Genomic DNA, 24,151 nt, shown 5'->3' on the forward strand with positions numbered 1-24,151 from the left:
GCGTTCTGTCGCCAACGGCCGAACCCGGCATCAGAACCCAAAGCCATGCCCTTAAATCAGCGACGCAAATGCCCCCAACGGCCGAACCCGGCACCAATTCAAGAAGCCATGCCCTTAATCTGTCAGCCAAGCAACGGCGTCTCGGCCATAAACGCCTCGGTATGATCCCAGTCAACCACCCCGGCATCAGAGCCTAACCCGGTTGCCACCAGCGCTGCCACCGCAGAAGCCACCCGACAGGCCGCCGCCGGCTCAAGCCCACGCGCCAGCGCCGCGATAAACCCGCCGCAGTAACCGTCGCCGCAACCGGTAGTATCCTGCACCACCACCTGCCAGGCAGGAATACGCTGCCCCGGCTGCCCCGACTGGAACAACCACGAACCCCGCTCGCCGTCCTTAAAGATGCAGTTAGCCGCACCCAAATCAACGAAGAACGCCGCAATCGCCTCCGGATCGCTCAACCCGGAAATCGCGGCGGCCTCCTCCAGCGACGGCATAAACCAGTCCACGTACGGCAGCAGCGGCCTCAGCAGCGCCAGCGTATCCGGGCCGGGGGCGATCAGATCGAAACTGGTCACGATGCCGCGTGCCTTTGCCGCTGCCAGCAACAGCGCACTCTGGCCGCCGTCCATTGCCGCCAGCAGACCGCTGCCGCCGTGGTGAAGATAGCGGCAGTCGAGCACCGCGTCAAACTGCGCCTCGCTGACGAACAGATCGTCAGACGCGCCGCGATAATGCAGCGCCGGGCGCTCGCCGTTGGGGCGGATCGGCAGAATGGTCGCCGAGGTTTCCCGCTGCGGGCTGAACTGCAGAAGCGACAGATCGATGCCCAGCCGGCGATAGCTGCTCTGAATCAGGTCACCTTTCTCATCGTCCCCCAGACAGGCCACCGCCGCGGTGCGGATGCCGAGCTTGGCGGCGTTGATATTCGCCCCGGCCGCGGTGCCCGCCGGATTCAGGCGGATCTGCTCGATAAACGCCACGTTGCCGCCCTGCGGAATGGCCTGCACCGGCCGCCCGGCAATATCAAGAATGGTCAGCCCGACAAACACGGCATCAAATTTGGACATGGTTACGCTCCGGAAAAATACCCGCCGCACGGGGCGGGCGTGAAATCAGACGTGCTGCTGGCGAACGCGCGCCTGCCAGAAGGAGACGGCCAGCGCCACCACCAGGATCACCCCGGTCAGCGCATCCTTCACCAGATAGTTTAGCCCCATCAGGTTCAGGCCGTTGTCGACCACCGCCAGAAACAGCACCCCGCCCAGCGTGCCGGCAATGCTGGCGCGGCCAAAGCGGTTAAATGCGGTGCCGATAAACACCGCGGCGATGGCGTCCATCAGATAAGCCTGCCCGGCCAGCGGTGTAAACTGGCGCAGGTTGGCGGAGAGGATCACCCCGCCCACCGCACACAGCGCCGAGGCGGCCACCAGCACCAGCAGCAGGGTACGCGCGTTGCGAATACCGGCAATCCGTGCCGCCTCGCTGTTCTGGCCGATGGCACGCACCCGCTTGCCGAACAGGGTGCGCTCGGTCAGCAGCCACACCGCCAGCCACAGCAGCAGCGCAATCACGATCGGCATCGGGATGCCCCACAGATTGCCTACCGCCAGGTCATGGTACTCCGTCGCCATCCGGCGGTAAGAGATCGCGCCGCCGCCGTCGGTATAGATACGTTCGACGCTGCTGGCAATAAACCAGGTGCCGAGGGTGGCGAGGAACGGCCTGATGCGGAAGACCAGGATCAGCAGGGCGTTAAAGCCACCGATCAGCGCACCGCCAAACAGGGCACAGAGCACCGCCGCCTGCCACGGCAGCCCCCAGGTTTTCAGCGCCACCAGCGCAAAGGCGGCACCAAAGTCCAGCGCCACGCCCACCGACAGGTCAATCGCGCCAGCGCTGACCACCAGCGTCATCGCCATCGCCACGATCAGCAGCACCGCGCTGCCCTGCAGCAGGTTGCCCCAGTTATCCAGCGTCAAAAACACCGGATTGGCCCAGCTGAACAGCACCACCGCCAGCAGCATCAGCAGACCAAAGCCGCCGCGTGACGCTAACGCCAGCAGGTTGTTGCGGTTGCCTGCCGCCGCACTATTTTGCAGGATCTGACTCACTGTGCGCTCCCCCGATTGAGCAAGGCTGGCGCGGCCAGCACCACCAGGATCAGCACGCCTTTAATCGCCCCCATCCAGAAAATATTAACGCCGAGCAGCCCAAGCCCGTTAGACAGCGCGTTGACCAGCACCGCGCCGAGCAGCGCGCCCCAGATGGTCACCACCCGGCGGCGGGAGAATGCCGCGCCGATAAAGGTCGCCAGCACCGTCTCCAGCAGCAGCGGCGTGGCGGTGCCGCTGGAGCTGCCGGAGCCCTGCGCCAGCAGCGGCAGCACCGCCAGCCCGGCGGCCACGCCGGCCAGCAGCCACACCCGCAGCGTCAGGCCGCGTACCTTCAGGCCGGACATCCGTGCCATATCGGCATTGCCGCCCACCGCCTGAATATGCTGGCCGAAGCGCGAATGGTGGACGATAAACTGAAACAGAACAAACACCGCCGCCAGCCACAGCAGCGGGTAAGGAATGCCCAGCAGCGTACTGTCGCGGAAGGCGTTCATCAGCGGATCGCTGACGCTGATGCGGCGCTGGCCGGTCAGCAGGTCGGTCAGGCCAGTGAAGGCCACCGAGGTGGAGAGGGTGGCCAGCAGCGGCGGCAGCCCGGCCACCAGCACCAGCAGCGCGTTCACCGCGCCGCAGGCCAGCGACAGCGCCACCACCGCCAGCAGCAGCAGCAGATACGGCGTGTGCCACTCCACCATGCCGAGGCTGAGCAGCGCCACGCCAAACACCGCGATGGCGGGTAGCGACAGGTCGATGCCGCCGGAGACCACATCATCGCCGCCCACCGCCACCACGCACACCAGACCAAAGCTTAAGATCGCCAGCGGCACGCTCTGCACCAGCATCAGGCTGATATTCTGCCAGCTGAGGAAGTACGGCGACTGCACGCTCAGCCAGACCAGCAGCGCGACAAACAGCAGCAGCGGAAATTTTTCCAGCAGAACCGTCAGGCGCGGCGCGCCCCGGCTGTGAATCAGATTACTCATAGTGCCTGTTCCTGCCCGCCGTTAATCGCTATCAGCAGGGCATCGAGAGTGAGCCCCTGCGTGGGAATATTCGCCACCAGCGCGCCGCGCCACATCACCAGAATGCGGTCGCACAGGCCGAGCAGCTCGCTGGCGTCGCTGGAGGAGACCAGCACCGAACGCCCCTGGTCGGCCAGCTGGCGGGTGCGCAGATAGATGTCGCTGCGCGCGCCAATGTCCACCCCCAGCGTCGGTTCATCAAGGATAAACAGCCGCGCGTCGGTGCCCAGCCAGCGGGCGAGGATCACCTTCTGCTGGTTGCCGCCGCTCATATGGCGTACCGGCAGCGCCGGTTTATTCGGGCGGATGCTCAGCCGTTCAAACCACTGTTCGGCGTTCTGTCGGGCGCGGCCCCGGTGTTCCCAGCCGAAGGTGGCGGTCTGCGGCAGCGTCGCCAGGTTGATGTTGTCGGTGGCGCTGAAGGGCAGGATCAGCCCCTGATGGCGGCGGTCGCGCGGCACTAACGCCATGCCGGCCTTGATCGCCTGCTGCGGCGAGCGGATACGCCGCACGCGGCCGTTGAGCACGATCTCGCCCTGACGTGCACGCTTCAGGCCGTAGAGCGTATCAACCAGCAGATCGCGTCCGGCACCAAGCAACCCGGCCACGCCGACAATTTCGCCGGGCTGAATAGCGAAGCTGATGTTATCCAGCTGCTGGCCGTCAGAAAGGTTACGCACCTCCAGCACCGGCGACTGCACGGCGGCAGCGCGGGGCTGGCGTGGGGTGTAAAGCTGGGCGATATCGCGGCCGACCATCATGTTGATCACCGCATCGGTGTTCTGCAGCAGCTCACGGTCCGGGTAGCCGACCACCTCGCCGTTGCGCAGCACGGTGGCGTTGTGGCACAGCGAGGCGATCTCATTGAGATAGTGGGAGATATAGAGAATGGCGATGCCCTGCTGCTGCAGGCGCAGGATCGCCCCGGTCACCAGGCTGGCTTCGTGGGCTTCCAGCGGGGCGGTCGGTTCATCAAACACCACCAGCCTTGCCGCACCGTCGATCAGCGCGCGGGCGATCTGCACCAGCTTGCGTTCGGCCAGGCTGAGATCGCGGATCAGGCGGTTGGCGTTAATCGGCAGCTGCCAGTTATCGCGGAAAAAGGCTTCGGTGGCGGCGATCATTGCCCGCCGGTTCAGCGCGCCCCACGGTCGGCGCAGCTCCTGGCCGAGGAACACCGACTCCGCCACGGTAAAGTGCGGGATCAGGTTCAGCTCCTGATGGATCACCCGGATACCGCGCGCCTCGATGGCGGCCGGGTCGCCCAGCGGCAGGCTGACGCCGTCCAGCGTGGCGCTGCCGCTGTCGGCCTGGTAAACGCCGGCGAGGATCTTAATCAGGGTGGATTTCCCGGCGCCGTTCTCGCCGATCAGGCCATGAATTTCACCGGGAGCGATACGCAGCGTGACCGCCGTTAAGGCGGCCACGCCGGCAAAACGCTTACCGATCTGGTCCATCACCAGACCGGTAGCCGCTGCCGTGGTTTGCAGGTTATCAGCGCTCACTACTTCAGCTCACCGTAACCCAGCTGTTTGTAGACGGCCTTCGCTTCCGCTTCGCCCTTCACCGGCAGCACCGGAATAAAGGTCTGGGTTGGCAGCTTCTGGCCGGCGAAGTAGCGGGCCACGTTGTCAGCCGAGGTCTGGCCGATCAGGTGCGGCTGCTGGGCGACGTTGGCCACCAGCGGGCTGCCCGGCTCGGCCATGATCTCAAGCGTTTCCGGGCCGGCGTCGATGGCGGTCACCTTGACGTCTTTGTCACGGCCGGTCTCTTCCAGCGCCTGTACGATACCGATTGCCGGCTGGTCCCAGCAGGCCACGTGGATCGCGTCCAGCTTGCCTTTCGGATACTGGCTTAACAGCTCCAGGGTTTTCTTACGCGCGTCTTCCGGCGAGTTGGCAAACTGCTCGGCCAGTTCAGGCTGGATAATATGGATGCCAGGGTAGTCCTTCAGCACATACTTCCACTGATCGTAACGAATGCCGCAGATCCGCAGGGCATTGGAGAAGGCGTTAAATACCGCCACGTTGCCTTTACCGCCCAGTTCGTCCGCCATATAACGGCCGATGGTCGAACCCAGCGTATAGTTATCTGACGTGGTGTTATTCACGGAATATTCGGAGACGTGGTCAACGGTAAAGACCGGAATATTCGCCGCGCGCAGCGCTTTAAATTTCGGTTCAACGGCGCTGTCGCCGAGAATACTGATCACCGCATCGACTTTACGCGACAGCAGAATATCGTGGTTATTGGCGTGAACCTGGTTATCTCTGCCGCCGTCAACGCCGACCACCTTGCCGCCAAGCTTCTCCACCTCTTCCGTGGCGCCTTTATAGGCTTCACGATCCCAGAAATGCTGGGTGCCGACCACCGCAATACCGATGGTTTTACCCTGCAGGGACGGGGCGTCAGCGGCGTAAGTGGCGGCGGAGGCAAGCGATAATAATGCCACGGCAACCGGCAACAGTTTTACGTTGTGTTTCATTGTTATTATAACCCTGTGTAAGTAGTAAACTGGTGGACGGCTAGCATGACAATTCAGCCCGGCAACCCGAAATAACAAAAGCGTCTATCTTATAGCTGAAAATGTTATAAAGGAAAACAGTCGTCGAGGATATTCGACTTTCTTCATGTCGAAAGTGAAATTAATTCATATAAGCCATTTTACGCCTGCGCTATGATGGCGAATTGCCGTATTTTCCCTTTTTTGTGAGCCAGAGATGAAAGACGAACACCACCTTGCCGTGATGCACTGGGGCACCTACCGCGTCGCCACCGATAACGGAACCATTACCAGCGTCTCACCGGTTGAGTGGGATAAAAATCCGTCGCGCATCGGGCAGTCGCTGGCGGACGGCGTCACCAGTGAGGCCCGCGTCAAGCGCCCGTCGGTGCGCCTCGGCTATCTGCAGCACGGCCCGGCATCGCGCGAAGGGCGTGGCAAAGAACCCTTTGTTGAGGTGAGCTGGGAGGTGGCGCTGGACCTGGTGGCGCGGGAGATGCGATCGGTCAAGGCGCGTTGTGGCAACGAGGCGATCTTCGGCGGCTCCTACGGCTGGGCCAGCGCCGGCCGTTTTCACCACGCGCAGAGCCAGCTGCACCGCTTTCTGAAAGGCTTTGGCGGCTATACCGCCAGCACCAACACCTACAGCAGCGCGGCGGGCGAGCGCGTGCTGCCGCACATTCTCGGCCCGCTCAGCCCGCTGCACCGCCAGCATACCCACTGGTCGGAACTGGAGCGCGAGTGCCAGCTGTTCGTCGCCATCGGCGGCCTGCCGCTGCGCAACGCGCAGGTGAACGGCGGCGCGGCCAACGACCATATGCTGAAACACTGGCTGGATCGCCTGCAGCGGAAGGGCGTGCGCTTTATCAACATCAGCCCGGTGAAAAACGACCTCAGCGCGGTGCCGGACGCCAGGTGGCTGGCGATTAAGCCGGGCACCGACACCGCCCTGCTGCTGGCGCTGTGCCAGGTGCTGGTCAGTGAAGACCTTGTCGACCACGGCTTTATCGCCAGCCACACCGTCGGCTTTGCGCCGTTCCGCGCCTATCTGCTGGGCGAGAGCGATGGCGTGGTGAAAACGCCGCAGTGGGCGGCGGCGATTACCGGGCTGGACGCCGGTGACATTGCCGCACTGGCGCGCACCATGGCCGCCAGCCGCACCATGGTCAACATCTCCTGGTCGATCCAGCGCGCCCGGCAGGGGGAGCAGGCCTACTGGGCGACGGTGGCGCTGACCGCGCTGCTCGGCCAGATCGGCACGCCGGGCGGCGGGCTGGCCTTTGGCTACGCCTGCACCAACCTCGCCGGGGCGGCGCGCGCGGTGTTCTCCGGCCCGCGGCTGCCCGCCGGTAAAAATCAGGTCAACAGCGTGATCCCGGTGGCGCGGCTCTCCGATATGCTGCTCAACCCCGGCGGCGAGTATGCGTTTGACGGCCAGACGCTGCGCTATCCGGATATCCGCCTGGTCTACTGGGCGGGGGGCAACGCCTTCCATCACCATCAGGATCTGAACCGGCTGGTCGAGGCCTGGCGGCAGCCGGAAACGGTGGTGGTTAACGAGCAGTACTGGACGGCGCAGGCGCGCCACGCGGACATTATTCTGCCGGTGACCACTTCGCTGGAGCGTGAGGACATCGGCAGCGGCGGCCACGACGGCTTTATGATCGCCATGCGCCAGCTGATTGCACCGGTGGCGGAAGCGCGTGACGACTACGCGATCTTCTGCGGGCTGGCGGAGCGGCTCGGTTTCGGCGAACGGTTCAGCGAGGGGCGCAGCCCGGCGGCGTGGCTGCGCAAGCTGTACGATGATTCGCGGCCGCGCGCGCAGGAGGAGGGGATTACGCTGCCGCCGTTTGACGATTTCTGGCAGCAGGGGGTGCTGGAGTACGCGCCGCCGGCGAAGCCGCAGGTATTTCTTGCGGAATTCCGCGCCGATCCGCAGCGCTATCCGCTCTCCACGCCGTCCGGAAAAATCGAGCTGTTCTCGGACACCGTGGCCGCCTTCGGCTACCGCGAGTGTCCGGGCCACGCCTGGTGGGATGACGAAGAGGCGCAGTATCAGCAGCAGCAGGCGCAGCAGTGGCCGCTGCATCTGCTCTCCAGCCAGCCGCGCACCCGCCTGCACAGCCAGTTCGACCACGGCAGCGTCAGCCGCGCCACCAAGATTCAGGGGCGCGAGCCGCTGTGGATGCACCCGGACGATGCCGCCGCCCGTGGTATTACGCACGGCAGCGTGGTGCGGGTATTTAATCAGCGCGGCGCAATCCTCGCCGGGGCGCAGGTCAGCGATCAGATCCTGCGCGGCGTGGTGCAGATCTCCACCGGGGCCTGGTACGATCCGCTGGACCCGAGCCAGCCCGGATCGCTCGACAAGCACGGTAACCCCAACGTGCTGACCGAAGATCGCGGCAGTTCAAGGCTGGGGCAGGGCTGTAGCGCGCAGAGCTGCCGGGTGGAGATTGAAGCCTGGCGGGAGCCGCTGCCGCCGATCACCGTGTTCGACCAGCCGGCGTTTACGGCCTTTCCGCAAGATGTGGGCTGAACCTCCTTGCATCCCGCGCCGGGCTGAATGCCTGAATGTCCCCGCTGCCTGCATTGCAGGAAGCGGCTGGCTTCTGCTCCCCCCTGCAGCCCTCTGCCTGCCCCGGCGGGCGTGGCTGCCGGCAGTCAGCCCGTGGCTTAGCGCTTCTTCGCATAATCATTTCCACACCCTTATAGCGTTTTCTCATTGCAAATCACGAAACGGTATATAAAACCGTTACTGCTTTTAGTGGGGTTATAAATAAACTGAACGTCTCCGGGCGCGAGCCAGTTCAGCTTATCAGGGTGTACCATGACGATACCGACGCTTAAAACACGGCTCAGCGCCGCCGTACTGGCACTTTTCTTATCCGGTTCTGCCGCCGCCACCGAGCTGCTCAACAGCTCTTACGATGTGTCACGCGAGCTGTTTGCCGCGCTGAACACGCCGTTTGAAAAACAGTGGGCGGAGCAGCACCCCGGTGACACCCTGACCATACGTCAGTCGCACGCCGGCTCCTCAAAGCAGGCGCTGGCGATTTTGCAGGGGCTGAAAGCCGACGTGGTCACCTATAACCAGGTGACCGACGTGCAGATCCTGCACGACAAAGGCCAGCTGATCCCGGCCGACTGGCAGCAGCGCCTGCCGAACGCCAGCTCGCCGTTCTACTCGACCATGGCGTTCCTGGTGCGCAAGGGCAATCCGAAAAACATTCACGACTGGAACGACCTGGTGCGTGATGACGTGAAGCTGATCTTCCCGAATCCGAAAACCTCCGGTAACGCCCGTTATACCTACCTGGCGGCCTGGGGCGCGGCAGATAAGGCCGACGGCAAAGATGCGGCAAAAACCCAACAGTTTATGACCCGCTTCCTGAAAAACGTGCAGGTGTTTGATACCGGCGGCCGTGGTGCCACCACCACCTTCGTGGAGCGCGGGCTGGGCGACGTGCTGATCAGCTTTGAGTCGGAAGTGAATAACATCCGTAACCAGTATGAGAAAGACGGTTACGAAGTGATCGTGCCGAAAACCAATATCCTCGCGGAGTTCCCGGTGGCGTGGGTCGATAAAAATACGGAGGCCAACGGCACCACCGAGGCGGCAAAAGCCTACCTTAACTATCTCTACAGCCCGGCGGCACAGCAGATCATTACCCGTTACTACTACCGGGTGAACAACCCGCAGCTGATGGCCGAACAGAAAGCCCGTTTCCCGCAGACCGACCTGTTCCGGGTTGAAGACGCGTTCGGCAGCTGGGAACAGGTGATGAAAACCCACTTCGTCAGCGGTGGCGAGCTGGACAAGCTGCTGGCGGCGGGGCGTTAACTGATGTTTGCAAACACGAGTAAGCGCGTGCTGCCAGGCTTTGGACTGAGCCTCGGCAGCAGCCTGTTTTTCACCTGCCTGATCCTGCTGCTGCCGATCAGCGCGCTGCTGATGCAGCTGTCGCAGATGACGCTGGCGCAGTACTGGGAGGTCATCACCAACCCGCAGGTGGTGGCCGCCTATGAAGTGACGCTGCTGGCGGCGGGCGTGGCCTCAATCTTCAACGCGCTGTTTGGCATGCTGATGGCGTGGATCCTCACCCGCTACCGTTTCCCCGGCCGCGCGCTGCTGGATGGCCTGATGGACCTGCCGTTTGCGCTGCCGACCGCGGTAGCCGGCCTGACGCTGTCGGGCATTTTCGCCGTGAACGGCTGGTACGGTGAGTGGCTGGCGCAGTTTGGTATTAAGGTCTCCTACACCTGGCTGGGCATCGCGGTGGCGATGGCCTTTACCAGCATTCCCTTTGTGGTGCGTACCGTTCAGCCGGTGCTGGAAGAGCTGGGGCCGGAGTATGAAGAGGCGGCTGAAACCCTCGGCGCCAGCCCGTGGCAGAGCTTCCGCCGCGTGGTGCTGCCGGAAGTGGCACCCGCGCTGCTGGCCGGAACCGCGTTATCCTTTACCCGCAGCCTGGGCGAGTTCGGCGCGGTGATTTTTATCGCCGGCAATATCGCCTGGAAAACCGAAGTCACCTCGCTGATGATCTTCGTACGTCTGCAGGAGTTTGACTACCCGGCGGCCAGCGCCATCGCCTCGGTGATCCTTGCCGCGTCGCTGCTGCTGCTCTTCGCGATTAACACCCTGCAGAGCCGCTTTGGCCGCCGTATCGGAGGTCACTGATGGCAGAGGTAACCGATTTGAAACAGGCCGGACGCGCCCCGCTGCCGTGGGGCAAATGGATCCTGATTGGCCTGGGCATGCTGATCTCGATTTTCCTGCTGGTGGTGCCGCTGGTGGCGATCTTCGCCGCCGCCTTTTCTGAAGGGCTGCTGGCGACGTTCAGCAACCTGCAGGACAGCGACATGCTGCACTCGATCTGGCTGACCGTGCTGATTGCGCTGGTGGCCGTGCCGGTTAACCTGGTATTCGGTACGCTGCTGGCCTGGCTGGTAACGCGTTTCACCTTCCCGGGACGCCAGCTGCTGTTAACGCTGTTTGATATTCCGTTTGCCGTGTCGCCGGTGGTGGCGGGGCTGATGTACCTGCTGTTCTGGGGCGTCAACGGCCCGGTGGGCGGCTGGCTGGATGCGCACAGTATCCAGCTGATGTTCTCCTGGCAGGGGATGGCGCTGGTGACCATTTTCGTCACCTGTCCGTTCGTGGTGCGTGAGCTGGTGCCGGTGATGCTCAGCCAGGGCAGCCACGAAGATGAGGCGGCGGTGCTGCTGGGTGCCTCCGGCTGGAAGATGTTCTGGCGCGTGACCCTGCCGAATATCCGCTGGGCGCTGCTCTACGGCGTGGTGCTGACCAACGCCCGCGCCATCGGCGAGTTCGGCGCGGTGTCGGTGGTATCCGGGTCGGTGCGCGGTGAAACCTACACGCTGCCGTTACAGGTTGAATTACTGCATCAGGATTACAACACCGTCGGCGCGTTTACCGCCGCGGCGCTGTTGACCCTGATGGCGATAGTGACGCTGTTTTTAAAGAGCGCGGTGCAGTGGCGGTTAGAGAGCCAGCAGAAGCGTTTGCAACAGGAGGGGAATCATGAGCATTGAGATTGGTAGCATCAACAAATTCTTCGGCAAGACGAAAGTCCTGAACGATATTTCGCTGGATATCCCTTCCGGCCAGATGGTGGCGCTGCTCGGGCCGTCCGGCTCCGGCAAAACCACGCTGCTGCGCATTATCGCCGGGCTGGAGAACCAGAACAGCGGTCGCCTGAGCTTCCACGGTAAGGACGTCAGCCGGGTGCACGCCCGCGACCGTCAGGTAGGGTTTGTGTTCCAGCACTATGCGCTGTTCCGTCATATGACGGTGTTCGACAACATCGCCTTTGGCCTGACCGTGCTGCCGCGCCGCGAACGCCCGTCGGCCGCTGAGATTAAGCAGAAGGTAACCCGCCTGCTGGAGATGGTGCAGCTGGCCCACCTGGCTAACCGCTATCCGTCACAGCTCTCCGGCGGCCAGAAACAGCGTGTGGCGCTGGCCCGTGCGCTGGCGGTGGAGCCGCAGATCCTGCTGCTGGATGAGCCGTTCGGTGCGCTGGATGCCCAGGTGCGTAAAGAGCTGCGCCGCTGGCTGCGTCAGCTGCACGAAGAGCTGAAGTTTACCAGCGTGTTCGTCACCCACGATCAGGAAGAGGCGATGGAAGTGGCCGATCGGGTGGTGGTGATGAGCCAGGGCAACATTGAACAGGTCGGCACGCCGGAAGAGGTGTGGCGCGACCCGGCGACCCGTTTTGTGCTGGAGTTCCTCGGCGAAGTAAACCGTTTCGACGGCGAGGTGCACGGTTCCCATTTCCACGTAGGGGCGCACCACTGGCCGCTGGGCTACACGCCGGCGCACCAGGGGGCGGTGGAGCTGTTTCTGCGTCCGTGGGAAATCAGCGTCAGCCGCCAGAGCAGCCTGGAGTCACCGCTGCCGGTGAAGGTGCTGGAGATCAGCCCGCGCGGCCACTACTGGCAGCTGGTGGTGCAGCCGGACGGCTGGAGCAGCGAACCGGTCACCGTGGTGCTGGAGGGCGAGCAGACCTCGCCGCTGCGCGGCGAGCGCCTGTTTGTTGGCCTGGCGCAGGCGCGGCTCTATCAGGGGGATACCGCGCTGCGCGCGGTTGCCTTCGCGCAAAGCGCCTGATATTTTGATGGGCTTATAAACAGGGGCTGGATAATTCCAGCCCCTGTTGTTTTCGGCGTACGGGGTGCGACTGTGACCACACTTGAACAAACAATCGGCAATACGCCGCTGATCCGCCTGCAGCGGCTTGGGCCTGACAACGGCAGTGAGATCTGGCTGAAGCTGGAAGGCAACAACCCGGCGGGATCGGTCAAAGATCGCGCGGCGCTGTCGATGATCCAACAGGCCGAAGCCCGCGATGAGATCCGTCCGGGCGACGTGCTGATTGAGGCCACCAGCGGCAATACCGGCATAGCGCTGGCGATGATCGCCGCAATGAAAGGTTACGCGCTGAGGCTGCTGATGCCTGACAACATGAGCGTTGAGCGGCAGGCGGCGATGCGCGCCTACGGCGCGGAGCTAATCCTGGTCAGCCGCGAGCAGGGGATGGAAGGGGCCCGCGACCTGGCGCTGGAAATGGCGGCGCGCGGCGAGGGTAAGGTGCTGGATCAGTTTAATAACCCGGACAACCCGCTAGGCCACTATCGGACCACCGGGCCGGAAATCTGGCAGCAGACCGCCGGGCGCATCAGCCATTTTGTCTCCAGCATGGGCACCACCGGCACCATCAGCGGCGTTGGTCGTTTTCTGAAAGAGCAGAGCCCCGGGGTGCAGGTGGTGGGCCTGCAGCCTGCCGAAGGCAGCAGCATTCCCGGCATCCGCCGCTGGCCGGCCGCCTATCTGCCGGGGATCTACCGGCCGGAGCTGGTTGACCGCGTGCTGGATATGTCGCAGCAGGAGGCGGAACAGACCATGCGCCAGCTGGCGCGGCGGGAAGGGGTATTCTGCGGCGTCAGCTCCGGCGGTGCGGTGGCCGGCGCGCTGCGTATCGCGGCTGAACAGCCGGGCAGCGTAGTCGTGGCGATTATCTGCGATCGCGGCGATCGCTATCTCTCAACCGGCGTCTACTGAGCCGGAATCGGTTTTTTTCTCGCAGAGCGTGGAATTTTTTGTGCCGGTGCGGCTCAAACGGGGATAACACCGGCCCCCGATCCTGAGCTAACTGTAAGGATTGGGTAAAAGCGGCTGCGCCTTCACCCTTGCCAGGTGAAAATAGCGGCGATACCACTGAGAGATCCCGTATGAAAATTTTACTGGTCGATGACGACCTTGAACTGGGCACCATGCTCAGCCAGTACCTGATTGCCGAAGGTTTTGACGCCCAGCTGGTGCTGACCGGCAAAGCCGGGGTGGCCGGCGCGCTGTCCGGCGACTTTAACGCCATGATCCTCGACATCATGCTGCCGGATATGAGCGGCATCGACGTGCTGCGCCAGGTGCGTCAGAACAGCCGCCTGCCGGTGATAATGCTGACCGCTAAAGGTGACAACATTGACCGGGTGATTGGCCTGGAGATGGGCGCGGATGACTACGTGCCGAAGCCGTGCTATCCGCGCGAACTGGTCGCCCGGCTGCGCGCGGTGCTGCGCCGGGTGGAAGAGCAGCCGGCGGTGGTGGAGAACAAAGACGTCATCGGCTGGGGCGATCTGACCCTGAATCCGGCTACCCGCACCAGCGAGTGGAAAAATGTCCCGTTCGACCTGACCGCCTCCGAATTTAACCTGCTGGACCTGCTGCTGCGTTCGCCGGATCGGGTGGTGTCGAAGGATGAACTGTCGGAAAAAGGGCTGGGACGGCCGCGCGAAGCCTACGATCGCAGCGTCGACGTGCATATCAGCAATATCCGTCAGAAGCTGTCGGCCCTGACCCGGGAGACGGTCAATATCGAAACGGTGCGCAGTATCGGCTACCGTATCCGATGAAGTCTCGCTTCCGCGGCATTCTGTTCTGGAAAATTCTGCTCGGCTTCTGGTTAACCTTTATCGGCATCAGCCAGATTATGTGGCTGACCTTTAACTTTTACGGCAACAAGCACCACGAGCCGCCGGAGATGCAGGCCGCCCGGCGCATCGCCGAACTGCAGATGACCTCTGCGGCCACAGTGCTGCAGTACGGGGGCCTGAACGCGCTGCAGGCGACGATCGCCGACTGGACCCAGGACGAGCGCCGCTTCTTCTCGGTGCAGCCGCTGGGCAGCACGTCGCCCGATCCGTCCGCCAGCGCAGGGGCGTCGGCGTCTGCCATTCACCGATCGCCTGCCGCCGGGGCCGCTTCTCCGCCACCCTTAACCACCGGCGAAGGTTCGCCACGCCGCGATCCGCGATCGACAGCGGCGGAGGACGCCGCAGAGCCCAGCGGTCCGCCGCCGGGCGAGTTTCCTGCCCGGCTGACGGAGCGGGTCACTGATGCGCAGGGCCTGCAGTGGCAGCTGAGCTATGACGTTGCAAGCCTGCGTGAGGATGAGCGTCAGGAGCGGCGGCACGGCGACATTCTCAATATGCCGCTGCCGCTGTTTATCGCCGGCGGCGGCTGCGGGCTGCTGTTCAGCCTGCTGCTGGCGTGGAACCTGACCCGGCCGATGCGTCAGCTGAGCGAAGGCTTTGCGCGTATTTCGAAAGGCGATCTTTCGGTGCGGCTTTTTCCGGCCATGCGCCGTCGCCACGATGAGCTGTCGGTGGTGGCCGCCGACTTCGACGCAATGGTGGAACGCCTGTCGGTGCTGGTCAGCGCCCGCGAAGAACTGCTGCACGACGTCTCTCACGAGCTGCGCTCGCCGCTGGCCCGTCTGCAGCTGGCCACCGGCCTGGCGCGTCAGACCCCGGCCTCGGTGGAGGCCTCGCTGGATCGTATTGATGAAGAGGCGCGGCGGCTGGATAAAATGATCGGCGAACTGCTGTCGCTGTCGCGCGCCGAACACCAGAAGCTGCCTGATGAGCAGTATTTTGACCTGCTGGGGCTGCTGGAGGCGGTAGCCAACGACGCCCGCTACGAGGCGCAGATCCCGGGCGTGGAGGTGCTGCTGCACGCCGACCAGCAGCAGGATTATACGGTGAAGGGGGATGCCAATCTGATCCGCTCGGCGGTAGAGAATGTGGTACGCAACGCGCTGCGTTTCTCGCTGCAGGGGCAGCAGGTCACCATCGACCTGCGGCGCGATCATCACTGGCTGAACATTACCGTGCGCGACCGCGGGCCGGGCGTCGACGCCGAAAAGCTTTCCAGTATTTTTGATCCCTTTGTCCGCGTGAATTCGCCACTTTCAGGCAAAGGCTATGGCCTCGGTTTGTCGATCGTGCGTAAAGTAGTGCTGGCACATCAGGGTGAAGTGAAGGCCGTTAACGCCCGTGATGGTGGGCTGGAGCTCACCATACGTTTGCCACACTGGGTTATTTGAGGGCCGGATCGCCCGTTTTTATTTTTTACCTGGAGGGGGAGCGCGATGAGCACTCGGGTCATCAGTGCCAGGCAGCAGGAAGTACAGCGCGTTATCGATGCGCTTTCACGGGCGATTGCCGAACAGCGCATTGCGCCCGGAACGCGGTTGGTCGAGGCGCAGATTGTTGACGCGCTGGCGGCTAACCGCAATCACGTTCAGGCTGCGCTGCAACGGCTGGCCTTACAGCACGTGGTGACGATTTCCCCCAACCGCGGCGCGCGGGTGGCAAAGCCCGGCGCGCGTGAGGCGCGGGAAGTGTTCAGCGCGCGTCGCGCTCTCGAGCGCGCACTGGTGGCGGAGATTACCGTTGAGAAAATGCAGCGTCACCAGGCGGCGATCGACAGGCATATGCAGGCTGAACAACAGGCGATTGCCAGCGGCGATCGCCGTGAGGTGGTCAGGCTGCTGAGTGCGTTCCATCTGCTGCTGGCCCGTATAGCAGATAACCGGGTGCTGGATGAGATGCTGACCAGCCTGATGGTGCGCAGCGCGCTGATCGTCTCGCTCTATCAGCGTAACGCCTCACCCTGCTGTCAGTCGGATGAGCACGCCGCGATTATCAGCGCGCTCAGGGCAGGGGAGCAGGAGCAGGCTCAGGCGCTGCTGCATAGCCACCTGGCGTTGCTGGAGGATCTGCTGCGGGTGACCGACAGCGACGCTGTCCCCGACAACCTGCGTGAAGCACTCTCATTTGAGTGACTAGTCCTGGTATAAGTTGACACCTTCAGCCAGCGATCAACGCCTGATGAACCTCATCAGGCGTTTTATATTTTAGCGCCAGATGTGGACGCTCCCCGTTGTAGATTGCTACCGACTCCGCCACCATTTTTTTTGCCTCATGCAGATCGGCCGGACGGTGCAGGAGAAATTCCGTTTTCAGTATCCCGTTGACTCTTTCTGCCAGCGCATTCTGATAACAGTCGTAACCATCGGTCATCGAACAGGTTATTCCATATTTTTGATGCATCGCCTGATACTTTTCCGAGCAATACTGGATCCCCCTGTCTGAGTGGTGTATCAGTTTCAGTTGACCGCGCCGGTGTCGTAAGGCACAGCGAAGCGCCTCCATAACCTCTTCAGTTTTAAGGCTTTCATGGACGTGGTAGCCCATGATTTTACGTGAGCAGGCGTCGGTTATCAGACTCAGATAAACCATGTCACCCCGGGTTGGAAGATATGTAATATCTGCAACCCAGGCCTGTTCAGGACGGCTAATTATCACCTGGTCTGGACCCTTTTTTAGCAGATTTGGATGCCTGCGGAACCGATGATGGCTGTTAGTTGTTTTGTGGTATGCACGCTTGCAGGGAACCAGCATTCGGTGTTCAGACAGCAGTGTGAACAGCCTGTCACGCCCCACTGGCGGGGCTATCTGTGCCTGGCTGTGAAGCAGGTAATGAAGTTTCCGTGTGCCTATTCGCGGCTGGCGTAGCCTGACTTTCGCCACGAAACGTATGACCTCAGCCGACTGCCTCCGGCGGGCGATATCCCGTTTGTTTTGCTGGTACCAGGACTGTCTGCTGTGCCCAAAAAACTGACAGACACGGCTGACCGTCAGCTTTTTGGCCGGAGTTTGCGCGAGGACTTCCCGGGCCGCTTTTTTACGATGCTTACCCCGTAATCATTTTTTAAAACGTTCACAACCGCTTCAAAAAACTCAGCTTTCTGGCTGACCAGTTCAAGCTGTTCTTCAAGTTCCTTGATTCTTTGTTGTGGTGTGAGAGGGGTCGGGGGCTGATTCACAGGCAGACTCCTGGTTGAGAGATTGGGCAAAGTTGGACTCCAGTTAAGGCGTCCATGTTTGCGTAACCAGGACAGAACGGTTGAACGTCCCTGGATGCCATAGCGCTGCTGGGCTTGTTTGTAGGTCAGTTCGCCTTTCTCGACCTGCTCAACAACGGCCAGTTTAAAAGACAGAGTGTAATCTCGTTGGGTGCGTTTGAACTCAGTATTCATCACGTTCTCCGGAATTAAGTCGGAAACGTGTCAACGCTATTCAGGACGGGTCAGAGCCATAAAAAAAGCCCTCTGACCGGGTGGCCAGAGGGCTTTCTGTGACGCATCAGATTACTTTTTGATGCGGATAACCGGCGTTTCACCTACGATGACGCTACCCGTCAGTTTGACCAGCTCTTTGATCTCATCCATGTTGGAGATCACGACCGGCGTCAGGGTAGATTTCGCTTTCTCTTCCAGAAGCGCCAGATCGAATTCGATGACCACGTCACCTTTCTTCACTTTCTGACCTTCTTCAGCGATGCGCTTAAAGCCTTCACCCTTCAGCTCAACCGTGTCGATACCAAAGTGGACAAACAGCTCAATGCCGCTGTCTGACTCGATGGAAAACGCATGATTGGTTTCGAAAATTTTACCGATGGTGCCATCAACCGGCGCAACCATTTTATTGCCAGATGGTTTGATAGCGATGCCGTCGCCAACAATCTTCTCCGCAAACACCACGTCCGGCACGTCTTCGATATTGACGATTTCACCAGACAGCGGCGCTACGATCTCAATGGCACCAGATGCGGAATCCGACTTATCGCCAAAAAGTTTTGAAAACAAACCCATGTTTTTCTCCTAAGCAGTCATATTGGGCCAGCGTCTCCGGGCCTCAGCAGAGTGTTTTTTCTTCAATGAACTTGTTAACCAGCTGCATCAGCTCATCCGCGGTCGGTTGAGCCAGCGCCTGCTCTGCTAATGCCTTAGCATCTTCGAAATTCGTGTTACGAATAATTTTCTTGATGCCTGGGATAGAAATGGCACTCATGCTGAACTCATCCAGCCCCATTCCCAATAACAGTAGTGTAGCACGTTCATCGCCTGCCAGCTCACCACACATGCCTGTCCATTTGCCTTCCGCATGTGAAGCATCAATAACCTGCTTAATCAGCGTCAGTACGGATGGTGACATTGGGTTGTAGAGATGGGAAATCAGATCGTTACCCCGATCCACTGCCAGAGTATACTGCGTCAGGTCGTTTGTCCCAATACTAAAGAAATCAACTTCTTTAGCCAGGTGGTGGGCGATCACGGCTGAAGCAGGTGTTTCGACCATGATGCCGACTTCAATGCTCTCGTCGAAGGCTTTGCCTTCCGCACGCAGCTGCACTTTAAGCTGTTCCAGCTCGGCTTTCAGGAAACGCACTTCCTCAACGGAAATCACCATCGGGAACATGATACGCAGCTTGCCAAAGGCGCTGGCGCGCAGGATGGCGCGCAGCTGCGCATGCAGAATCTCGGTACGATCCATCGCGATACGGATGGCGCGCCAGCCGAGGAACGGGTTGTCCTCTTTCGGCAGGTTCATGTACGGCAGGTCTTTGTCGCCGCCGATATCCATGGTACGCACGATCACCGCCTGCGCACCCACGGCTTCAGCCACGGCTTTGTATGCCTGGAACTGCTCATCTTCGGTTGGCAGGGCGTCGCGGTCCATAAACAGGAACTCGGTACGGTACAGGCCCACGCCTTCTGCGCCATTACGCTCTGCGCCGGCGACGTCGCGCACGGTGCCGATGTTAGCGCACACTTCTACCTGATGGCCGTCAAGCGTAATGGCCGGCAGGTCTTTCAGCTTGGCCAGCTCGTTCTTTTCAGACAAATACTGATTAGCAACCGCTTTCAGTTCGTCGATTTTCTCGCTGGTCGGGTTAACGTAAACTTCGTTGTTTACGCCATCCAGAATTACGTAGTCACCGTTGTTGATCACGCTGGTCACGTTGCCGGTACCGACGATAGCCGGCAGCTCCAGAGAACGAGCCATGATCGAGGTGTGCGACGTACGGCCACCGATGTCGGTGATAAAGCCCAGCACCTTGTTCAGGTTCAGCTGTGCGGTTTCTGACGGGGTCAGATCGTGGGCAATCAGCAGGACTTCTTCCTGAATCGCGCTGAGGTCAACGATGTGCAGGCCGAGAATGTTCTGCAACAGACGTTTACCGATATCACGGACGTCCGCCGCGCGCTCTTTCAGGTATTCGTCGTCCAGCTCTTCCAGCGCTTTCGCCTGGCCATCAATAACAGAAAAGGCAGCCGCATCGGCAGAGGCGTGATCGTCTTTGATCAGGGCAATGATTTCCTGCTCAAGTTCTTCATCTTCCAGCAGCATGATGTGCCCTTCGAAGATGGCCGCTTTCTCTTCGCCTAAGGTTTCCCCGGCTTTAACGCGGATCGCTTCCAGCTGCACGGCAGCCTTGCCACGACCGTCAAGAAAACGCTGAACTTCCTGCTCAACCTGGTCAGCAGAAATCTTTTTCCGGTTAATAACAATCTCATCTTCTTTCAGCAAAAGCGCTTTGCCGAAAGCGATACCCGGTGATGCTAAAATGCCTGAAATCATAACCTTACCTATTCTGTCTTAGATTATCACCGGCGCTGTGCGCAGGATGACTGCATCTGTTTATCCAGTCAGCGTGCTGGCCTGAGCGCCGTTTTATTAGGTATCCGCGTCAGAGTACGCAAATAACATCGCGGACAGGCTGTCCGCGATCAAGAAAACTGCACTCTGCGCCACAACGCTGCGGCTCACGAGCTGAAAGCGGTCTGATTACTCGAGCTCTGCCATCAGTTTAACCAGGTGCTCAACGGCTTTCTGCTCGTCTTCGCCTTCAGCAGACAGGGTCACCACGGTGCCCTGAGTCAGACCCAGGGTCTGCAGCTTGAACAGGCTTTTCGCGCTGGCGGATTTGCCGTTAGAGGTCACGGTGATTTCAGACGCAAAGGCTTTCGCTTCTTTAACGAACTGAGCAGCAGGGCGGGTGTGCAGGCCGTTTGGTGCGGTAATGGTCACTTCTTGCTGGAACATGGTGTTTCCCCAACTAATTAGGTTTGGTGTTGTAAGTCCAAAGCACCGGGTTAACGAGGCTCTGGCCTGTATGGGTGAGCGTCCGGCAATAACGTTGCAAAAAGACGCGGGTAAGCAGGAATCAAAACGGGAGAAAATCACGGATTCGCCACCGTTTTTCCACTTTACATTATGCCGCGCTTTGCCGTAATGCGCCAAATCAGTAAATCGATTCAGCCCGATCCATGTCACGCTACGATTAATTTTACGGATCGAAATAATTGCCAGCTTAAATACCAGACACCCGTGGGTAAAAGCAATCTGTAACGTGGCAAAAGTTTGACGTATGCCACAAAAAAGCACCCATTTGGGTGCTTTTTTGTGCAACTGGCGGTTCCGGGCTTACTGAAGCTCTTTCTCAGTGAACAGGTCGGCAAACAGTGCGGTAGAGAGATAACGCTCACCGGAAGAGGGCAGGATCACCACGATGTTTTTGTCAGCTAAAGCCTCTTCTTCCTGCAGCTTCAGCGCGGCAGCAACGGCGGCACCGGAAGAGATACCGGCCAGGATGCCTTCCTCTTCCATCAGACGACGGGCGGTAGCGATAGCCTCTTCGTTAGAGATAGCGACTACGCGGTCTACCAGGTTCAGGTCGAGATTACCCGGAATAAAACCGGCACCGATGCCCTGAATTTTGTGCGGGCCAGGTTTAATTTCGTCGCCGGCCAGCGCCTGGGCGATCACCGGAGAGTCGGTCGGCTCAACCGCCACAGAAATCAGCGCTGTTTTGCCTTTGGTATTTTTGATGTAACGGCTGACGCCGGTCAGGGTACCGCCGGTACCGACGCCGGCGATAAACACGTCCACTTCGCCCTCGGTATCTTCCCAGATTTCCGGGCCGGTGGTCTGTTCATGGATCGCCGGGTTGGCCGGGTTGCTGAACTGCTGCAGCAGCACGTATTTGTTCGGATCGCCGGCGACAATCTCTTCCGCTTTAGCGATAGCGCCTTTCATACCTTTGGCGCCTTCGGTCAACACCAGGTTTGCACCCAGCGCCTTCAGCAGCTTGCGGCGCTCTACGCTCATGGTCTCCGGCATGGTCAGGGTCAGTTTGTATCCGCGTGCGGCGGCCACGTAGGCGAGGGCAATACCGGTGTTACCGCTGGTCGGTTCAACCAGTTCGATACCCGGCTTCAGGATGCCGCGTTTTTCCGCGTCCCAGATCATATTGGCACCGATACGGCATTTGACGCTGAAGCTAGGGTTACGCGACTCCACTTTAGCCAGAATGCGTCCATTACCGATGCGGTTCAGTCGAACCAGCGGCGTATGACCGATTGTTAAAGAATTGTCTTCATAGATCTTACTCATAGCCTGTCCTTAACTGTATGAAATATTGGGAACGACCTAGAGCATACCTTGTTCAATTTCTCAAGGAAGTGAAGAAATCGTATATATATATGTTCTGCTGAAATAAGCCCTGAAGAAAAGGCATAAGCGCGGGCAGGGTGGGGAAGCGGGCATCACCGCGGTCCATTCCGCCCTGCAGCGGGAAGGGAAGGGAGGGGATGATGCCCGTAGAAGAACGGTCAGCGTCGTGAAGAGGGGGAGGTTAACGGCCCGAAGCGCTGCTGGCCAGCTGCGGGCGATAGCGATCCACCCACAGCGCCGTGGCGCCGCAGACGGCAACCGGCATAATCACCAGGTTCAGCACCGGCACCAGGGTAAACAGGCTGACCAGCGCGCCAAACTGCATGTTCACCGCTTTATGCTGGCGCAGCGCGGCCCGCATCTGCGGGAAACTCACCTTATGGTTGTCAAACGGGTAGTCGCCATACTGGATCGCCAGCATCCATGCGCTGAACAGGAACCACAGCACCGGGGCAACGATCTGGCCAAATCCCGGGACAAAATAGAGCAGCAGTAACACCAGCGCCCGCGGCAGGTAATAGGCCAGCTTCTGCCATTCGCGTTTCATAATGCGGGGAATATCTTTCACCATCCCGGCCCAGCCGCCGTCCGGCAGCGCCTCGCCGGTAAGCCGTGCTTCCAGCTGTTCCGCCAGCAGCCCGCAAAAAGGTGCCGCAATCCAGTTCGCTACGGTGGAGAAAAAGTAACTAAAGACTAAAATGATAGACAGCACCACCAGTGGCCACAGCAGATAGCTCAACCACTGCAACCAGTCCGGCACCCGCGCCATCAGCTCAGGCATCCACTGGCCCAGGCGACGGAACAGCCAGATAAACGCGCCACCCATCAGCAGGATGTTAACCAGCAGCGGCATGATGACAAATCGGCGAATACCGGGCAGGGTAATCAGCCGCCAGCCTTCGGTGAAATAATGGATTCCGCTATGATCCGGATCGCTATTTGGACGTGCCATGAACGGCGTTACTCCTGTGAACGGTCAATGATTCGCTATCATAACTCAGCTTTTTCCGCTTTACAGGACGGCGCTGGCTGAAAAAACAGCGATAAAACGCCCGATTAATGAGATATTTGTCAGAAAATACTGCACAGACTTGCACTTGTGTACGCTGGCAAATACAGTTAGAGGGTAAAGTTTGCCGCGGTGGCAAGGTATTGGAACAACAGAGAATACAATGATGCAGGATTTGCGTCTGATATTAATCGTTGTTGGCGCGATCGCAATCATAGCGCTGTTACTGCACGGTCTGTGGACCAGCCGTAAAGAGCGCTCATCGGTATTTCGCGATCGCCCGCACAAGCGCTTAAAGCAGGAACCAGAAGAGTCTTTCGAGGATGACCACGAAGGCGTGGGTGAGGTGCGCGTGCATCGCAGCCAGCCGGAGCCGTCAGAACCGTCGCTCAGCGGATTTAACGCCGGGGATGAGCCACCGCGTCAGCCTGAAATTCGTCAGGAAACGGCCCATTATGCGCCGCCAGCACCTGCAGCGGACGCCGATCCGTTGTTCGGTACGCCGCGCCCTGAAGCGCGCTATGCCGACCCGCAGGAGCCACACTCCGCCCCTGCGCGTGAGCCGGCTCACGCCGTGCCCCAGCCGCACGCCGCTGCTCCGGTTCAGCCTCACACGGCTGCTCCTCAGCCGCACGCCGCTGCTCCGGTTCAGCCTCATACGGCTGCACCTCAGCCGCCGCACGCGCCAGCGCCGCATCAGCCTGGGGTGGTGCCACATACCCCTGCTGCCGCTCAGCCGACGCATGCGCCGGCGGCGCCGCGGGTTGAGGCCAGTGCGCCTCGCCACGAGCCGCATGCGCAACCGGCACAGCCTGCCGCATCCTCGCCACGTGAAGAGGCGCGCCGTAAAGAGACGGTGTTGGTGCTGCACGTTACCGCCCACGCCGGTAGCACCATCAGCGGCGAAGCGCTGCTGCAGGGTGTGCTGCAGGCCGGCTTCCAGTTTGGCGAAATGAATATTTTCCATCGTCACCTGAACCCGGCGGGCAGTGGCCCGGTGCTGTTCAGCCTGGCGAATATGGTTAAGCCCGGCTCCTTTAACCCGGATAACATGTCGGACTTTACCACCCCTGGCGTCTCGATCTTTATGATGGTGCCCTCTTACGGTGATGCGCATCAGAACTTCAAGCTGATGCTGCAGTCTGCCCAGCGTATCGCCGACGACGTCGGCGGCGTGGTGCTGGATGACGACCGCCGCATGATGACGCCGCAAAAGCTGGAAACCTACAAGTCGCGCATTCGCGACGTGATTGACGCCAACAGTCACTAAGGTTTCACTCACCGACCCGTTTTCTGAACCCCCGCCCGTCGGGGGTTTTTTATCTCTGAT

The 24,151-nt window shown here is 60.6% G+C and carries 20 protein-coding genes and 1 pseudogene; 10 read left to right on the forward strand and 11 right to left on the reverse strand.

Going from position 1 to position 24,151, the window contains the following annotated elements; genetic code table 11:
• Nucleotides 1-122: 122 nt before the first annotated feature.
• The 5 genes from GKQ23_RS07475 to GKQ23_RS07495 form a co-directional block, all read right to left on the reverse strand.
• Entirely contained in the window at nucleotides 123-1,070 is a 948-nt protein-coding gene (locus GKQ23_RS07475) for a carbohydrate kinase family protein (RefSeq protein WP_212410174.1), read from the reverse strand.
• A 45-nt stretch (nucleotides 1,071-1,115) separates the two neighbouring features.
• A complete protein-coding gene (locus GKQ23_RS07480) occupies nucleotides 1,116-2,027 on the reverse strand; it encodes an ABC transporter permease (RefSeq protein WP_101505281.1) in 912 nt (303 codons plus the stop codon).
• Between the two features lie 83 nt (nucleotides 2,028-2,110).
• A complete protein-coding gene (locus GKQ23_RS07485) occupies nucleotides 2,111-3,100 on the reverse strand; it encodes an ABC transporter permease (protein ID WP_212410175.1) in 990 nt (329 codons plus the stop codon).
• Nucleotides 3,097-4,596: a sugar ABC transporter ATP-binding protein gene (locus tag GKQ23_RS07490; RefSeq protein ID WP_056239722.1), complete on the reverse strand. Its 1,500-nt coding sequence runs from the start codon at nucleotides 4,594-4,596 to the stop codon at nucleotides 3,097-3,099. Before GKQ23_RS07490 ends, GKQ23_RS07485 begins: the two co-directional genes overlap by 4 nt.
• Before the next feature lie 47 nt (nucleotides 4,597-4,643).
• The gene (locus GKQ23_RS07495) at nucleotides 4,644-5,624 is read right to left on the reverse strand and encodes a sugar ABC transporter substrate-binding protein (protein ID WP_056239107.1); all 981 of its coding nucleotides are present in this window, start codon (nucleotides 5,622-5,624) and stop codon (nucleotides 4,644-4,646) included.
• 235 nt (nucleotides 5,625-5,859) lie between these two features.
• On the opposite strand from GKQ23_RS07495, the gene GKQ23_RS07500 reads away from it, so the two are divergent.
• From GKQ23_RS07500 to GKQ23_RS07540, 9 genes are all read left to right on the forward strand, one after another.
• Nucleotides 5,860-8,184 (forward strand): molybdopterin-dependent oxidoreductase, encoded by a 2,325-nt coding sequence (locus GKQ23_RS07500; RefSeq protein ID WP_212410176.1) that lies wholly within the window; start codon nucleotides 5,860-5,862, stop codon nucleotides 8,182-8,184.
• A gap of 291 nt (nucleotides 8,185-8,475) precedes the next feature.
• A complete protein-coding gene (locus GKQ23_RS07505; RefSeq protein WP_212410177.1) occupies nucleotides 8,476-9,489 on the forward strand; it encodes a sulfate ABC transporter substrate-binding protein in 1,014 nt (337 codons plus the stop codon).
• 3 nt (nucleotides 9,490-9,492) lie between these two features.
• Nucleotides 9,493-10,326, forward strand: a complete 834-nt coding sequence (gene cysT, locus GKQ23_RS07510) for a sulfate/thiosulfate ABC transporter permease CysT (protein WP_212410178.1) — start codon at nucleotides 9,493-9,495, stop codon at nucleotides 10,324-10,326.
• Complete coding sequence (gene cysW / locus GKQ23_RS07515) at nucleotides 10,326-11,201, forward strand: sulfate/thiosulfate ABC transporter permease CysW (RefSeq protein WP_212410179.1); 876 nt, start codon at nucleotides 10,326-10,328, stop codon at nucleotides 11,199-11,201. Before cysT ends, cysW begins: the two co-directional genes overlap by 1 nt.
• Nucleotides 11,191-12,279 carry a sulfate/thiosulfate ABC transporter ATP-binding protein CysA gene (cysA, locus tag GKQ23_RS07520; RefSeq protein ID WP_212410180.1) on the forward strand — a complete coding sequence of 363 codons (1,089 nt, stop codon included), beginning with the start codon at nucleotides 11,191-11,193 and terminating at the stop codon, nucleotides 12,277-12,279. Before cysW ends, cysA begins: the two co-directional genes overlap by 11 nt.
• A 72-nt stretch (nucleotides 12,280-12,351) precedes the next feature.
• Nucleotides 12,352-13,230 (forward strand): cysteine synthase CysM, encoded by an 879-nt coding sequence (cysM, locus tag GKQ23_RS07525; protein ID WP_212410181.1) that lies wholly within the window; start codon nucleotides 12,352-12,354, stop codon nucleotides 13,228-13,230.
• A 170-nt stretch (nucleotides 13,231-13,400) separates the two neighbouring features.
• The gene (locus GKQ23_RS07530; RefSeq protein ID WP_056239123.1) at nucleotides 13,401-14,081 is read left to right on the forward strand and encodes a response regulator transcription factor; all 681 of its coding nucleotides are present in this window, start codon (nucleotides 13,401-13,403) and stop codon (nucleotides 14,079-14,081) included.
• Nucleotides 14,078-15,553 carry an ATP-binding protein gene (locus tag GKQ23_RS07535; RefSeq protein ID WP_212410182.1) on the forward strand — a complete coding sequence of 492 codons (1,476 nt, stop codon included), beginning with the start codon at nucleotides 14,078-14,080 and terminating at the stop codon, nucleotides 15,551-15,553. The genes GKQ23_RS07530 and GKQ23_RS07535 overlap by 4 nt, the downstream gene beginning before the upstream one ends.
• 45 nt (nucleotides 15,554-15,598) lie before the next feature.
• Nucleotides 15,599-16,294, forward strand: coding sequence for a GntR family transcriptional regulator (locus tag GKQ23_RS07540; protein ID WP_212410183.1), 696 nt, complete (start codon nucleotides 15,599-15,601; stop codon nucleotides 16,292-16,294).
• Here the strand turns inward: GKQ23_RS07540 and GKQ23_RS07545 are convergent.
• The 6 genes and pseudogenes from GKQ23_RS07545 to cysZ all read right to left on the reverse strand — a co-directional run bounded on the left by GKQ23_RS07545 (nucleotide 16,295) and on the right by cysZ (nucleotide 22,764).
• Nucleotides 16,295-17,551 (reverse strand): annotated as a pseudogene (locus GKQ23_RS07545) (IS3 family transposase).
• A 111-nt stretch (nucleotides 17,552-17,662) separates the two neighbouring features.
• Nucleotides 17,663-18,166 carry a PTS glucose transporter subunit IIA gene (gene crr / locus GKQ23_RS07550; RefSeq protein WP_212410184.1) on the reverse strand — a complete coding sequence of 168 codons (504 nt, stop codon included), beginning with the start codon at nucleotides 18,164-18,166 and terminating at the stop codon, nucleotides 17,663-17,665.
• 43 nt (nucleotides 18,167-18,209) lie between these two features.
• Nucleotides 18,210-19,937, reverse strand: coding sequence for a phosphoenolpyruvate-protein phosphotransferase PtsI (gene ptsI, locus GKQ23_RS07555; RefSeq protein ID WP_212410185.1), 1,728 nt, complete (start codon nucleotides 19,935-19,937; stop codon nucleotides 18,210-18,212).
• 207 nt (nucleotides 19,938-20,144) lie between these two features.
• Nucleotides 20,145-20,402, reverse strand: a complete 258-nt coding sequence (gene ptsH, locus GKQ23_RS07560; protein WP_034916267.1) for a phosphocarrier protein Hpr — start codon at nucleotides 20,400-20,402, stop codon at nucleotides 20,145-20,147.
• A 381-nt stretch (nucleotides 20,403-20,783) separates the two neighbouring features.
• On the reverse strand, nucleotides 20,784-21,752 hold the full coding sequence (gene cysK / locus GKQ23_RS07565) for a cysteine synthase A (protein ID WP_212410186.1): 969 nt from the start codon (nucleotides 21,750-21,752) through the stop codon (nucleotides 20,784-20,786).
• 241 nt (nucleotides 21,753-21,993) lie between these two features.
• Nucleotides 21,994-22,764, reverse strand: coding sequence for a sulfate transporter CysZ (cysZ, locus tag GKQ23_RS07570; protein ID WP_212410187.1), 771 nt, complete (start codon nucleotides 22,762-22,764; stop codon nucleotides 21,994-21,996).
• Nucleotides 22,765-22,984: 220 nt separating this feature from the next.
• On the opposite strand from cysZ, the gene zipA reads away from it, so the two are divergent.
• A complete protein-coding gene (zipA, locus tag GKQ23_RS07575) occupies nucleotides 22,985-24,091 on the forward strand; it encodes a cell division protein ZipA (RefSeq protein ID WP_212410188.1) in 1,107 nt (368 codons plus the stop codon).
• Nucleotides 24,092-24,151 lie beyond the last annotated feature (60 nt).

The organism is Erwinia sp. E602, from assembly GCF_018141005.1.
GTDB lineage: Bacteria > Pseudomonadota > Gammaproteobacteria > Enterobacterales > Enterobacteriaceae > Erwinia.

Excerpts from the sequence above, each read along its gene's own strand:
- GKQ23_RS07475 (WP_212410174.1), bottom strand. The coding sequence starts at position 1,070 with ATGTCCAAATTTGATGCCGTGTTTGTCGGGCTGACCATTCTTGATATT.
- GKQ23_RS07480 (WP_101505281.1), bottom strand. The coding sequence starts at position 2,027 with ATGCTGCTGGCGGTGGTGCTGTTCAGCTGGGCCAATCCGGTGTTTTTG.
- GKQ23_RS07485 (WP_212410175.1), bottom strand. The coding sequence starts at position 3,100 with ATGAGTAATCTGATTCACAGCCGGGGCGCGCCGCGCCTGACGGTTCTG.
- GKQ23_RS07490 (WP_056239722.1), bottom strand. The coding sequence starts at position 4,596 with ATGGACCAGATCGGTAAGCGTTTTGCCGGCGTGGCCGCCTTAACGGCG.
- GKQ23_RS07495 (WP_056239107.1), bottom strand. The coding sequence starts at position 5,624 with ATGAAACACAACGTAAAACTGTTGCCGGTTGCCGTGGCATTATTATCG.
- GKQ23_RS07500 (WP_212410176.1), top strand. The coding sequence starts at position 5,860 with ATGAAAGACGAACACCACCTTGCCGTGATGCACTGGGGCACCTACCGC.
- GKQ23_RS07505 (WP_212410177.1), top strand. The coding sequence starts at position 8,476 with ATGACGATACCGACGCTTAAAACACGGCTCAGCGCCGCCGTACTGGCA.
- cysT (WP_212410178.1), top strand. The coding sequence starts at position 9,493 with ATGTTTGCAAACACGAGTAAGCGCGTGCTGCCAGGCTTTGGACTGAGC.
- cysW (WP_212410179.1), top strand. The coding sequence starts at position 10,326 with ATGGCAGAGGTAACCGATTTGAAACAGGCCGGACGCGCCCCGCTGCCG.
- cysA (WP_212410180.1), top strand. The coding sequence starts at position 11,191 with ATGAGCATTGAGATTGGTAGCATCAACAAATTCTTCGGCAAGACGAAA.
- GKQ23_RS07530 (WP_056239123.1), top strand. The coding sequence starts at position 13,401 with ATGAAAATTTTACTGGTCGATGACGACCTTGAACTGGGCACCATGCTC.
- GKQ23_RS07535 (WP_212410182.1), top strand. The coding sequence starts at position 14,078 with ATGAAGTCTCGCTTCCGCGGCATTCTGTTCTGGAAAATTCTGCTCGGC.
- GKQ23_RS07540 (WP_212410183.1), top strand. The coding sequence starts at position 15,599 with ATGAGCACTCGGGTCATCAGTGCCAGGCAGCAGGAAGTACAGCGCGTT.
- crr (WP_212410184.1), bottom strand. The coding sequence starts at position 18,166 with ATGGGTTTGTTTTCAAAACTTTTTGGCGATAAGTCGGATTCCGCATCT.
- ptsI (WP_212410185.1), bottom strand. The coding sequence starts at position 19,937 with ATGATTTCAGGCATTTTAGCATCACCGGGTATCGCTTTCGGCAAAGCG.
- ptsH (WP_034916267.1), bottom strand. The coding sequence starts at position 20,402 with ATGTTCCAGCAAGAAGTGACCATTACCGCACCAAACGGCCTGCACACC.
- cysK (WP_212410186.1), bottom strand. The coding sequence starts at position 21,752 with ATGAGTAAGATCTATGAAGACAATTCTTTAACAATCGGTCATACGCCG.
- cysZ (WP_212410187.1), bottom strand. The coding sequence starts at position 22,764 with ATGGCACGTCCAAATAGCGATCCGGATCATAGCGGAATCCATTATTTC.
- zipA (WP_212410188.1), top strand. The coding sequence starts at position 22,985 with ATGATGCAGGATTTGCGTCTGATATTAATCGTTGTTGGCGCGATCGCA.